At 45.2% G+C, this 12771-nt stretch carries 8 protein-coding genes and 1 pseudogene; 3 read left to right on the forward strand and 6 right to left on the reverse strand.

The window, feature by feature from the left end:
* Nucleotides 1-162: 162 nt before the first annotated feature.
* The 3 genes from MO387_RS20430 to rluA all read right to left on the reverse strand — a co-directional run bounded on the left by MO387_RS20430 (nt 163) and on the right by rluA (nt 5480).
* Complete coding sequence (locus MO387_RS20430; protein ID WP_107949055.1) at nt 163-4041, reverse strand: S8 family serine peptidase; 3879 nt, start codon at nt 4039-4041, stop codon at nt 163-165.
* Between the two features lie 204 nt (nt 4042-4245).
* Entirely contained in the window at nt 4246-4707 is a 462-nt protein-coding gene (gene asnC / locus MO387_RS20435) for a transcriptional regulator AsnC (RefSeq protein WP_006080290.1), read from the reverse strand.
* Between the two features lie 95 nt (nt 4708-4802).
* Complete coding sequence (rluA, locus tag MO387_RS20440; protein WP_107949053.1) at nt 4803-5480, reverse strand: bifunctional tRNA pseudouridine(32) synthase/23S rRNA pseudouridine(746) synthase RluA; 678 nt, start codon at nt 5478-5480, stop codon at nt 4803-4805.
* 216 nt (nt 5481-5696) lie between these two features.
* Between rluA and MO387_RS20445 the strand changes: the two genes are divergently transcribed.
* Together MO387_RS20445 and MO387_RS20450 are read left to right on the forward strand one after the other, a co-directional pair.
* On the forward strand, nt 5697-7613 hold the full coding sequence (locus MO387_RS20445; RefSeq protein ID WP_106651557.1) for a U32 family peptidase: 1917 nt from the start codon (nt 5697-5699) through the stop codon (nt 7611-7613).
* Nucleotides 7614-7811: 198 nt separating this feature from the next.
* Nucleotides 7812-8186, forward strand: a complete 375-nt coding sequence (locus tag MO387_RS20450; RefSeq protein ID WP_106651556.1) for a PH domain-containing protein — start codon at nt 7812-7814, stop codon at nt 8184-8186.
* A 156-nt stretch (nt 8187-8342) separates the two neighbouring features.
* Here MO387_RS20450 and MO387_RS20455 read toward each other — a convergent pair whose 3' ends face one another.
* Entirely contained in the window at nt 8343-10859 is a 2517-nt protein-coding gene (locus tag MO387_RS20455) for a toxin-antitoxin system YwqK family antitoxin (RefSeq protein WP_107949051.1), read from the reverse strand.
* A 180-nt stretch (nt 10860-11039) separates the two neighbouring features.
* On the opposite strand from MO387_RS20455, the gene MO387_RS20460 reads away from it, so the two are divergent.
* Complete coding sequence (locus MO387_RS20460) at nt 11040-11357, forward strand: cupin domain-containing protein (RefSeq protein WP_107949049.1); 318 nt, start codon at nt 11040-11042, stop codon at nt 11355-11357.
* A gap of 27 nt (nt 11358-11384) precedes the next feature.
* Here MO387_RS20460 and MO387_RS20465 read toward each other — a convergent pair whose 3' ends face one another.
* Both MO387_RS20465 and MO387_RS20470 read right to left on the reverse strand, forming a co-directional pair.
* The gene (locus MO387_RS20465; RefSeq protein ID WP_107949046.1) at nt 11385-12557 is read right to left on the reverse strand and encodes an AAA family ATPase; all 1173 of its coding nucleotides are present in this window, start codon (nt 12555-12557) and stop codon (nt 11385-11387) included.
* Nucleotides 12558-12676: 119 nt separating this feature from the next.
* A pseudogene (locus tag MO387_RS20470) lies at nt 12677-12771 on the reverse strand (IS5/IS1182 family transposase); the annotation flags it as partial.

Consider the following 12771-nt stretch of genomic DNA (forward strand, 5'->3'; position numbering starts at 1 on the left):
ATGCACGGCAATTTAAGTTGGATGGTAAACGGGAAAGGGCTTATCCAAGAGTCCTTAAAATGAGTAAAAACAAGTATCCGGTTAGACCAAAGAAAAATGCCGTTCACTCTTAAGTGAACGGCATTAGCCATTAAGGCTCCCTTTTTACTGTTTAACTTCTTGTTACTTCATACGACGACGCATTGCCGCCAGAGGTAACAACAATACAGTTAACCAACCAAGTGCACCGCCATCATCTTTTTTAACTGGAGGAGGCGTTGGTTTGGCAGTTACTTTAACAGTCACTGTACCAGGCACACTTTCTAATTCTCCATCAGATGCTGTTACAGTGAAGATCAGATCTTGTGCTCCACTAGGTGCAGTGAAACTTATAATCTCTCCACCGTTTGTGAAAGTCACTGGAGTTCCACTTGTCTGAGTCCAGGTATAAGTCAAGGCATCTTGATCTATATCTGCGCCATTAGCTTTTGCTGTTAACACAGAACCTTCAACACCCGTTGAACCGACTGGAGCGACTGTTGGTGCGTCATTCACATTTTTTACGTCAATTGTAACAATTGCTGCAGCGCCAGTATTGCCATCTTCGTCTGCTGATGTATAGCTAAGTATATCTGGACCAAAGTAATTCTCAGCAGGTGTGTAATCAATTCCACCCGTTGAATTGATTACAGCAGTGCCGTGTGTAGGTGCTTGTACAATAGCTAAGCTGCCTAATGCTCCTTTTGGCATGACATCAATAATGCGTTGGGCATTTGCCGTAATGCCATCACCTGTAATTGATACACGAGCAACCTTCATATCTGGCTTGATGTCATTTTTTAAGACATCTATAGATACTAAAGTTTCCTCATTGGTTTCTATTGCATCAGCTTGTCCAACATTGAGTGACGTAGCTGTAACATCGTAGTTAATTGTTACATTTCCAGCAGTTGTATTTTTTAACGTTAATGCATCACCAGTAGCAATACTGCCACCAGTACCATTAAAGTTATAAGTCGTCCCAATGGTTCCGCCTACGTTCTCTGCACCAATAGTGATGCTTGCAGGCATATTTGGAATATCGATATAGTTAAAGACAACCTCTTCAGTATCACCGGTCCTAATCCAAATACTGAATGTATAAGATGTACCTGATGTGTCGCCATAGAGTTGGCCTTTATTCCACTCTAATGCTAGCCACTTCACCCCAGCGCCATCTGTGAATACACCAACTGCTAAGTCACCACCGCCAGTATCGCCGACAGACTTATCGGATAGGTCGAAATCTGACCAGAAGGGGGCCAAAATATTATTTGGGTTACTGCCATCTGGTAATTGTTTATTTGCAAAAGTACCACTTGCGCTTCCGCCACCAACAATAGCTAATCCATTATCTGAAATTGTTATTTTACTGTAGCTCACACCGTTGTATTTAAAGCTCGGAACTGTAAAAGTAAAGGCTTGTTCATCACAGCCGTCAGGGCATGTAACAGGTGTTACACCTAAATCTACAATACTTGGGAATCTCTGAGCACCTTTTGTAGTGGCCATTTTAGGTAAATTTAGTTGGCCTACCCATGTCACTAAGCCTAAATCTTCATTTACCTGCAATCCATTTTGTGTCGCACCCGCTAAAGTGACTTTAACATCATCTTTTGAGGTTAGCTTAGTTCCTTTAGGTGCTTGTGCTGTTACAGTAACTGTATTTGCAAATACGTTATTATTTACAGTAGCGACCAATGGGATTACATCACTTGCTGTAATGTCTGTTTTTGTCGTCTGAGTGGAGATTAATGATGCGTTACTTGACTCTTTAGCCAAAACTGCTAGAGGTAAGTGAGCATTTTGTAATCCTTCAGTGCTGTTTATCAATACGTTACCGAAGATCCACTCACCATACGTAGCGAAAGTTGAGTCAACGGTTACAGTAAACGTGGCTGAAGCTCCTGCAGCAAGTTCTAAGGTAGAGGGGGATACTGTGATTCCTGTGCTATCGGATGAGGTTGATAAGCTCCAAGATGTTGTTGCATCGCTTTTGTTATAGACAGTTCGAGTGAAGGTACATGGACCAACGCAAGAGTCTGAAGCTATTGAAGGTTTGTCAAAGGTTAATACTGCCTTAGCTGCAGCATCTAAATCCATCCGACCTGCGCCCATGTCAAAAGGAGTTGCTGGTGTTACCGCATCATCATCAAGAATACCTTCAAACTTGGCAGTAGAGGTAAGAGCGGTTTTAATATCATTTGCACTCCACTCTGGGTGCAATTGGCTCATTAGGGCTGCAGCACCTGCAACATGGGGGCTTGCCATACTGGTGCCAGAGATCATATTGAAGTCTTCACCACCATCATCAGGAGAAAAGGCTGACAGAATGTTGGTACCAGGTGCCGCGATATCCGGTTTAAGGATATTTTGGTTGCCATCTGGACCGCGTGAACTGGTGCTATTTAGATTATCAGCAAGTTCAGAAACCATGATGCGTTTAGTTTTTGAAACTATGGTGCCTGTTGTTACGGTATCTCCCATAGCTTCAATTACGGCTAAACCTGCATCTTTAGTAATCATTACAGCTGGGAATGGCTCACCAGGCATAGACATAGTCGTTGGTGCGCCTGCTGCATTGTTATAAACAACAAGGGCTTTAGCGCCTGCAGCTTTTGCGTTTGTTGCTTTTAATGAAAAGTTACATGTTCCACGAGAAATCAATGCAATACCATCTTTGAACGAATCAGCGGCAAAGGCATCACAACCATTGGCATTTTCAGCATCTAAATTAACGGCGGCAATAACTGGAGCTGTAATATCTTCTGAAAGGACTGCATCAGAACTTGGTATAGCAAGTAAATCATCACCACCTGCATTAAAGCTATTCGCAAAAAAACGCCCAGTTGTAGTGTTAGCAACGGTAATTCCTGATTCAATACAAGCTGGACAGCCAATAGTTTGAGGGCCATTACCATCATTACCCGCAGCCGTAACGACAACAACACCCGCAGCTTCTGCAGCTTCAAACATTGTTTTGTATGGGCTGCTGGCTGGGTCGCCACCTGCGCCACCACCCCAAGAGTTGTTGATTACATCTGCGCCATCATTCACTGCATGTTCGAGGGCTTCCATCAACATAATGTTGGAACCACTACCACCAGTACAGTCAGCTTTACTATACAGAGCTTTATAAACCATTAGGTAAGCAGCTGGAGCAACACCTGATAACTCAACCGGAATTTCTTTGAAGGTTGTTGATACTTTATTACCAACAGCCGTTCCTGCTACGTGAGTACCATGACCACCAAAACCGAGTGGGCTCATATATTCATCAGCGCAAACAGGGAAGGTAGGTTGTGACCAACGCGCAACGATCAGTTTGTTATTACAGAAAGATGCATCAACAGTCGAGCAATAGTCATCCGATGGTAAATTCCCACTTGGTGCAGTAAAGCCAGCGTCAGCAAACATGGGGTTTTCAGGACGAATACCACCATCAATTACTGCGACTTTAACGCCTTTTCCGGCATTTTCCATTCCTGATACAGCATCCCACATCGCTTGCGTATTAATAATTTGATGTGATGCATCCATGCTAATTTCATACATGGTTTCTGGATAGACTGATTTAACACCTGGCATTTGAGCCAGTTTTTCAGCTGTTAATCCCTGACCAACAACAGTGACACCATTAAATAAAGTTTGGAAATGGCGTTCAACTTTGGCATTAGGTACTGTTTTAGCTAGAGCAGAAGCAAAATTGTTTTGCTCTTTTGTAAGATGATTGGCGTAGTTTTTTACTTCAGCTGACTGTACGTTAATTTTTTGACCTTCTTTTGCTGAAGCTGTCGCCGCAAATGAGCCAATACCACCTTGGTATTTAGCGAGTGCAGGAGATTCCATTTCAACAATAAAACGTTGCGGTGCACCTAAATTTGTTGTCGCCACATTAGGTTTGCTAAATTTATCGTGAGATGTGATCTCGGGTGAGTAGGGTTTAAAAGTAAATTCACTGTTAGCAATAGCTGCGCTTGATAGTAGTGCAGCGGAGATCGCGATCGATAGTTTTGTCTTCACAACTTCTTCCTTGTCAATTAATGCTTTCAGCACTTTATTGATGTGCTTGTAGCTGAATTGTTATAGTTTTTGCTGCACTCTTTGATGTCAGCAATGAAGTTGTAACACAAAAATACCGTATGGTTAACACTTTCGCGGTTAAAAAGATGTTAATCACACTTTGCCATGCGTAGTTCCGTTTGTTTGTGCTTGCTGTTTTGTAGCCTAAGGCTTAACCGCTCTGACTATTGGGTTTTGTAGGCTGATTAAGGTTTCTGTTGACTGGATTTCATCGATAGATTGAATGCGATTGATGAGTACGTGCTGTAAACCATCGATGGACTGGCACATTACCTTTACGAAAATACTGTAGTTGCCTGTGGTGTAATAGGCTTCGACGACTTCTTCGAGTGCGTTGAGTTTGGCTATGGCGGCGGGGTAATCGCCTGCACTTTTAAGATTGATACCGATGAAACAGCAGACGTCATAACCTAGGGCTTTAGGGTTTACTGTGATCTGCGCGCCTGTGATGATCCCCGCTTGCTTCATTTTTTCTACCCGAACATGGATAGTGCCGGCGCTCACGCTAAAGCGTTTAGCTAGCTCAGCAAAGGGCGTGCGGGCATCCTGCATTAAGGCTTCGAGGATATGATTATCGAGTTGATCGCGCTGAAATGCGGTATCCATAAATAAACTCTCTATAACGTAATGAATTGTCATAAAGTTACGTTTTTTTATGGGGAATTGCTACCGATTTTGCCCGTCTTAGTTGATTTTAGTGATCATTGTTCGCCCAAAGGCTCACAAAAAGGCACTTCTGCGGTAAAAGTCATACTGACACCCGTGTAAGGATGTTTGATGGTGAGCTCTGCCGCATGCAGTAATAGGCGTGGTGCTAAGGATTTGGCCAGTGGATCGGCATAAAAACCATCACCTAAGATCGGATGGCCTAGCGCCATCATATGCACGCGCAATTGGTGTGAGCGGCCAGTGATTGGCGTGAGTTTCACCAGCGTCGAGCGTTTGGCACGACTTATTGCTTGGTAGTGAGTTAAAGACGGTTTGCCCACAAGATGATCGACTTTCTGTTTGGGGCGATTCGGCCAGTCGCAGATCAGCGGATAATCAACGCTACCCGTATCATTTTTGACATGTCCAGCGACCCTTGCAAAGTAGGTCTTGCTGGTTTCTCTATCGTGGAACTGACGTTTTAACTCACGCTCGGCGCTACGAATAAGGGCAACAACGATCACGCCTGAGGTCGCCATATCGAGGCGGTGGACGATTTGGCTATGGGGATGTTCAGCTTTTACTCGAGCATAGACACTGTCGTAATGGGCTGGATCGCGACCGGGCACAGACAACAATCCCGAAGGTTTGTTTATGACGATAATGTCTTTATCTTGATAAAGAATATCGAGCCAAGGAGTTGTCGGTGGTTGGTAAATAAAATCAGTCATAATGAGGCCTATTCGTCAATGCGCCGCAAAGATACTCTGCTAGGCTTGAGGGTGCAAGTGCGACGCCCAAAGATTGCCTGTGGCATGAACCTTTCTGAGATGACTAAAGCATCGAAGTAAAGCGCATTAGTTGATGATTTGCTGATAGAGCTGGATTTGAGTTCTTGCTATAATTACGCTCTTTTTTGTTAATGACCCTGTTGAGCCTTTGAAGCCATGAGCCAGCCAGAGATATACACTCCCGAGAATCTTTCTCACGTCCATAACCGCCTTGAGTTATTGGCGCCTGCAAAAAATGCTGACTACGGTATTGAAGCCATACGCCATGGCGCCGATGCGGTATACATAGGGGGGCCCGCATTTGGTGCGCGGGCAACGGCAGGTAACAGTGTTGAAGATATCGCGCGACTCTGTACTTATGCTCATCAATATCATGCTCAGGTATTCGTAGCCCTCAATACCATTTTGATGGATAACGAACTTGCCGACGCCGAAAAACTCATTTGGCAATTGTACGAAGCCGGTGCCGATGCGCTGATTGTGCAGGACATGGGTGTATTGCAACTCAATTTGCCGCCGATTGCCCTGCATGCCAGTACACAAATGGATAATCGCAGTCCAGAAAAAGTGGCGTTCTTAGAGCAAGTTGGCTTTTCTCAGGTGGTGCTCGCCCGCGAATTAGGCTTGAGCCAAATCCGTGATGTGGCCGCACATACGAATATGCAGCTCGAATTCTTTATCCACGGCGCTCTGTGTGTGGCTTACAGTGGTTTGTGTAACTTGAGTCATTCCTTTAGTAACCGCAGTGCTAACCGCGGCGAATGCTCGCAAATGTGCCGCTTGCCGGGCAATCTTAAAACCCGTCAAGGCGATGTGTTAGCGCAGAATGAACACTTATTGTCTTTAAAAGATAATAACCAAACCGAAAACCTCGAAGCGCTCATCGACGCTGGCATTCGCTCGTTTAAGATTGAAGGTCGCTTAAAAGATTTAAGTTACGTTAAAAACGTCACCGCGCATTATCGCCAAAAGTTGGATGCGATTATGGCGCGTCGCCCTGAGTTTAAGGCTTCGTCCCACGGCCGTTGTGAACATTCTTTTATCCCCGATCCTGAAAAGACTTTTAACCGTGGCAGCACAGATTACTTTGTTAACGAACGTAGCCAAGGCATTAAAGATTTCCGCTCGCCAAAATATATCGGTGAAGAAGTCGGTAAAGTGGTCAGCATAGGCAAAGACTTTATCCAAGTGAGCTCAACCCATGAGTTTAATAACGGCGATGGCTTAGCGTTTTTCCCTGCGAATTTTGCCATGGCTAAACAATCCGATGACAAGCTGCAAGGCCTGCGAGTTAACCGCGCCGAAGGCTTAAAGCTGCATATTTTGCAGGTGCCAAAGGATTTAAAAGTCGGCATGACTTTGTACCGTAACCATAACCAAGCCTTCGAAGCCCTGTTATCGAAAGAATCGTCTAAGCGGATTATCGGCGTCGATTTACGGTTGAGCGACACCGAAGACGGACTGGCGCTGACCTTGACTGATATCTATGGCCTAAGCGCTACAGTGAATTTAACGGTCGAGAAGACACCTGCGACAGATGTCGACAAGACCCTACAAAATACCCGTACTCAGCTGGGTAAGCTCGGCAGTACTGACTTTGTTGCCCGTAGCATTAGTATCGATACGGCCCAAGCTTGGTTCTTGCCTGCATCTGTACTCAATGGTCTGCGCCGTGATGGTGTGGCCGCCTTAGAGGCTGCTCGTGTGCAAGGCTATGTGCGTCCACTGCCGTGGAAGCATAATCAAGATGCAGTCTATCCCGTCAAGCATTTGAGTTACTTAGGCAACGTTGCCAACGAAAAGGCCAAGGATTTTTATCAACGCCACGGCGTAATTGAGATCCAAGACACCTATGAGAAAAATGGCGTCACCGAAGACGTGCCATTGATGATCACTAAGCATTGTCTGCGCTTTAACTTTAATTTGTGTCCGAAGGAAGTACCAGGCATCAAGGCCGATCCTATGGTGCTTGAAATCGGTAACGATGTGCTCAAGCTGGTCTTTGACTGTCCTAAATGCGAAATGATGGTGGTCGGTGAAAACCGTCAAGTGCGAGGCCAGAAACACCTTTAACATCTGTCATTTGGAGCATTGCAGAGTGTAATGCTCCTCACACCCATTCAGCCTGCATCCGCGCGCTTAATTTGTCTACCTATATCTATGTTACCCTCACCATAGCTACTCCCATATTTTCATCAAAGCCCAATATTGCACATTCGGTTATCAGCAGATATCTTATTGAAAATAATATCAATAATAAGGGATGTTAAAATGGGACTGTTAGACGGTTTACTCGGTAATGCTGCTGAGGTTGATTTACAGGAATTAGCCGAAGAATTAAGGCCTATTATGGGCATTCAAGAAGAATTAAAACTCGCCTACAAAGTGATCCGCGATTTGTTTATTTTCACCAATAAACGTTTGATCTTAATTGATAAGCAGGGGCTTACTGGCAAGAAGGTCACCTACCATTCCATACCGTATAAATCCATTACCCATTTTGAAGTGGAAACCACTGGCCATTTTGATTTAGATGCTGAGCTCAAAATCTGGATCTCAGGCCAGAGTGAGCCTTTAGTCAAAGAGCTTAAACGTGGTACGGATGTCGTTGGTATTCAAAAGACTATCGCCACTTTTGCACTTTAGTTTTAAGTGTTACTACTTAGATTTCCATTACTTCTATCGAGCTGGCGATTAAGGTAAGTAAGACAAATAAGGTAAGCCAAGTTAAATCAGGGCTTACCGCATTATCTATACTACCCTTCATATCTATTGGTACTGACATTATCCATATCAACTTGATTAATTTAACAATATCGCATTCGTGCTGGTGGTGTGCTCTATCGGCTCTCCTGCCATAGTGTAGGTTTCTGAGAGCTTGAGCTTACCTTGCTCATCGTATTGATTGTGGATACCGACCCAGAATTGTTCTTCTCCTTGGATCTGTAAATTACCTTCTTCGGCAATGTGGCTATTGGGATGATAGCGCTTCATTGAATAAAGCTTACTTTCGTCGTCAAATTTTAAGTGGTAAGACAATATCGGCTCTTTGGCGTCGACATCCGCTGCGGCTTGTGTTTGTGCTTGTTTCGCTGTGGTATCGCCATTGAGTCTGTGATACTTGTTGCGGGACAAATATGCGCTATTGCTACTATGGCTAGCGCTATGTTCACGGTTATCTGAACGCTGGTTTAGCCCGTCATTTTCCCAATCAGCACGATCATAATCAAAGTCATCAGCCTCGTCTTCGCTTTCATCATAGTCACTGATGTCGCAATTATCATAGCCATAATTACGGGGCTCTGCGTTATCCCATTCTGCTTCGTCATCTTCTTGAGTTGATAGAGGCTGATTAGCATCAAAGTAGTGACGACTTTCTATAAGTTGGCCTTCTTCATCTAGCCAGACTTCGCGATACACTTGTCCTTGGGGCGTAAACCGTTGCCAATGGCCGACATCGAGGTAACGGCCATCGATAATTTGAATTGTGCCAGTTTCTAGAATTAAACCTTGAGGGGACAAGGATTTAGAGCTAAATAAATCCCCTTGAGTTCGTGTGAGCAACCAGCGAATGGCGCCATCTTCATAGTATTCGATGCGAATATCGGCAATACCTTCTTGATAGTATTCCCTTTGATTATTCTCAAGATGATAGCCACAGCGGGTATTTGAGTGACTTTGATAGGATTCGAGAACCCCTTTTTTGTTATAAAAACTGGATTCTCTGAGGTAGCCTTGGCCGTCGCGCACTTCATACTCAGAGATAGTGCGTATCGTGCCATCTTGGTAAAACCAGCGGGCAGTGCCATCACGGTTGCCTTGGGTGTGCGGTAAATACATTTGAACTTGCTGGTTTTCGTAATATTCGATAAAGGGGGCTACCGAGAGGTTATTTTTATATTGGCCTTCAGCCGAGAGCACGCCACTTTTGTAGTAGCTTTTAAACAGGCCTTCCCTGAGTCCTTTCTCTAGGTACATTTCGAGAGACAGTTGGCCATTGTCATGATACCAGTAGGCCATGCCTTGCTCTTTACCCTGTTCAAATGGGATTTTTGCCTCAAGCTGGCCATTGGCGTACCATTTTTCACGATTTCCCTGTGCGAGACCGTTGTCGAAGTTAAGTTGTAATGCGAGCTGTCCATTAGGGTGCCATTCTTGGCGAATACCATAGATAAGCCCCTGCGGATTAAATTGCTCACGCCATGACAATTGACCATTTTCAAAAAAGGTTTCAAAGCTCTTGCCCGCGTCATTGACGAGTATTTTTTGTTTGAGCTGGCCATTAGGATGAAACCATACCTCTTTAACTAAGTTGCCATGCTCGTGACTCAGTTCGGCCTGAAGGGCGCCACATTCATAGTACATATATTCAATGCCGTGGATTTTATTCGCCAGCATAGGTCGAGTCAGCCAGCATTTGCCTGACTCATAATAGCGACTCAAGGTATTGACGTAGTTGCCATCACGATCAAGTTCAGCATCCTCTCTGACTTGCCCATTACTGTAATAGCGTTTGACTAATATGCCGCTCGTACTGCGTTCTTCACTCTGGGTTATGTTGCCCTCATGATCATACCAAGCTTGCTGTCCAAGTTGTTGATCATTAATAAAGTTACCTTCAAATAACAAGGTCCCCAGAGCGTCGAACTGGCGGGAAACGCCATGACGTTCACCAAAGTAGTTTGAGTCAACGGCTTCTGTGAGATTGGGCGTTTGGGTGACAATTCTGAGCATACCCGCGCCGTCTTCAGAATCGAGTTGATGATAAGTGCGATGTAGTTGGCCAGTTAAGCTGGCGTAATCTTGAATGTCGCCTTGTACTTTATAGTCTGCATCGAGCGTAAAGTGGCTTATTAACAGATCCTCTCGATTGTTAAGTTCAGCCTGCCATAATGTGGTTTCCTGGTGGTTCTTTTGAGCTGTGATACTGCAGACTTTTTCTGTGCCGAGCCAAAAATGTTGCTCTGGAAACGGGAGTTGATTGCCCATTTCGAGGCGGTCAAATTCGGTATGATGAAATTCGCAGCATTCATTAGCATTTTCCCAGCCTAAGAGTTCTATTGCTTGGGGCGCATCGTAGTGATAAAGAGTTAAGTTGTGGTCGGCATTTTCTTCACAAGCGGTCGCGTCTGCCTTTGTCGCATAGATTTTTAAGCTGAAGTGACGCTGGAATAGCGGTACAGCGACTGACGGCGCCTGAGTTAGCGCTTGTTCTTGGCAGGCTACAGGTGATTCAGTTTGAAGCTGAATGTCTTTTGGATCGCGGCTAGTTTGGCTTGAGGGGAATAACTTGGCTTTGAGTGCGCGAAACAACGACATCAGGGGAAATCTCCATATCCATATGTAAAACAATAAGCTTATCTGATGGATACTCATGGCCCTTGAGTATTTCAGTGCGCATATCATAGCGGTTAATGGTTTCGTTTCTCAATGTTTGATTGTTAAAAATACTGTTTAATCAGCAGATAGAGCGAATAAAAGCAGAGGAATAAACACAAAATGCTTGATAACTTTTTTGCAAAATTACCCACAGATTTATCGGCGGAAGTGTTTGAAAAACTGGCGGGTAATGACTCTGTGACCATAGAGCGCATCGTTTCTAATGGGCAAGCTACGCCTGACGGTCAATGGTACGATCAAACTCAGCATGAATGGGTGATGTTACTTAAAGGGGAGGCGACGCTTGAATTTGAACAAGGTGAACCCGTGACGCTAACCCCAGGTGATTACTTAACGATTGTACCCCATCAAAAACACCGCGTCGCTTCGACTTCTAAAAGTTCAGAAACCCTATGGCTCGCGGTATTTTACGATTGATGAGGGCAATCGCGTTAACACCGCCGACTAACGATTCTGCCATAGCCAACTGGGCGTATTGAGCAAGTCTTGGCCTTGGATCTGCGTTTGTCCTAAGGTCTTGTCTAAGGCCAAGGTATTGCAGTGTTCAAATTGGCTTAAGGCATTGATAAGCCGATTGGCGTGGGATACCACCCACAGCTGACACTCCTCTGATACCTTAGCAATTAAGCGTGCCAGCGCGGGCAATAAATCTGGATGCAGACTGGTTTCTGGCTCATTTAACACCATAAGCTCTGGCGGTCTTGGGGTCAGTAGGGCGGCGATTAACAGCAAATAACGCAGGGTGCCGTCCGACAATTCACTGGCATTGAGTGGCCTTAATAAACCATGCTGATGAAATGCGAGCACTAAAATGCCGCCCTCTTGAGGCTCGATTCGAACCTTAGCACCGGGAAACGCATCGCTGACCGCATGATCGAAAGCGGTTTTATCACCAATCTCAAAAATGGTTTGAATTGCCGAGGCTAAATCACGGCCATCGTGGTGCAATACTGGTGTGGCCGTGCCTAATTGTGGGCGCCGTGCAGGGGCTTCGGCATCGGTTCTGAAGTGATCGTAAAAGCGCCATGCGCGAATACTATCACGAAGCTTGAGCACTTCTGGGCAGCGCTCTGGATCGGCAAGTTCGGTAAAAATACTGTCGCCAGTTTGCAGGTGGGCGCCTAATGTTATCCAGCCTTGCCCATCAGTGCTGCGGGTTTTCACCATAGGACCACGGCGCTCAACTAACACAGTGGAGGGGCGATACTTAGGTCCGCTCCAAATGGCTTCGCGCTTGATTTGTGGATCTAAGCCAAACAGCGTAGTGGCGTCGGGTTTAGGTAAACCGAGTTCAATAAGGTAGCTAAAATCTTCGCCAGCAAACCCAAGCTTTAGGCGTTTTGGCGCTTGCCTGACGGTGGTTTCAATGGCGGTGTCGCCTGCTAACATGCCTTTGGTGAAGTTTTCTGGCCCCGCCCAAAAGCTGGAGTCGAGTCCGCCTTCTTGGGCTAAGGCGTTGACGACGCCGCCTTGCGCCGTTTGTGCCAGTAAACGTAGCGCCTTGTATAGATTCGATTTACCACTGCCATTTGCCCCTGTGATTAAATTGAGTTGCCCTAGGGGCAAGACGATTTCACGCAGAGAGCGATAATTAAAAATGGCGAGTGTGGTCAGCATAGAATATCCAAGACTGAAGCGGGCAGATAAGCCAGTAAAATTATCGACAACGTAAATTAAACAGAGCGATAAAACAATGGCGTTTACACTAGGGCCTGTTGATCTTTGCTGTTCATAATTTAGCCAACCCACATTGGCAGCCATATAAGGCAGCAAGCCAAGGCCAGTGTACTTGCATAATTCCGGGCTAATTTATCATACCTTGTTGCTACTG

It is taken from the genome of Shewanella sp. N2AIL, from assembly GCF_022690845.1.
Classification (GTDB): Bacteria; Pseudomonadota; Gammaproteobacteria; order Enterobacterales; family Shewanellaceae; genus Shewanella; species Shewanella baltica.

What these genes read in the sequence shown, in the direction of transcription:
- asnC (WP_006080290.1), bottom strand. Translation starts at nt 4,707, where the DNA reads ATGGATACCGCATTTCAGCGCGATCAACTCGATAATCATATCCTCGAA.
- rluA (WP_107949053.1), bottom strand. Translation starts at nt 5,480, where the DNA reads ATGACTGATTTTATTTACCAACCACCGACAACTCCTTGGCTCGATATT.
- MO387_RS20445 (WP_106651557.1), top strand. Translation starts at nt 5,697, where the DNA reads ATGAGCCAGCCAGAGATATACACTCCCGAGAATCTTTCTCACGTCCAT.
- MO387_RS20450 (WP_106651556.1), top strand. Translation starts at nt 7,812, where the DNA reads ATGGGACTGTTAGACGGTTTACTCGGTAATGCTGCTGAGGTTGATTTA.
- MO387_RS20455 (WP_107949051.1), bottom strand. Translation starts at nt 10,859, where the DNA reads ATGTCGTTGTTTCGCGCACTCAAAGCCAAGTTATTCCCCTCAAGCCAA.
- MO387_RS20460 (WP_107949049.1), top strand. Translation starts at nt 11,040, where the DNA reads ATGCTTGATAACTTTTTTGCAAAATTACCCACAGATTTATCGGCGGAA.
- MO387_RS20465 (WP_107949046.1), bottom strand. Translation starts at nt 12,557, where the DNA reads ATGCTGACCACACTCGCCATTTTTAATTATCGCTCTCTGCGTGAAATC.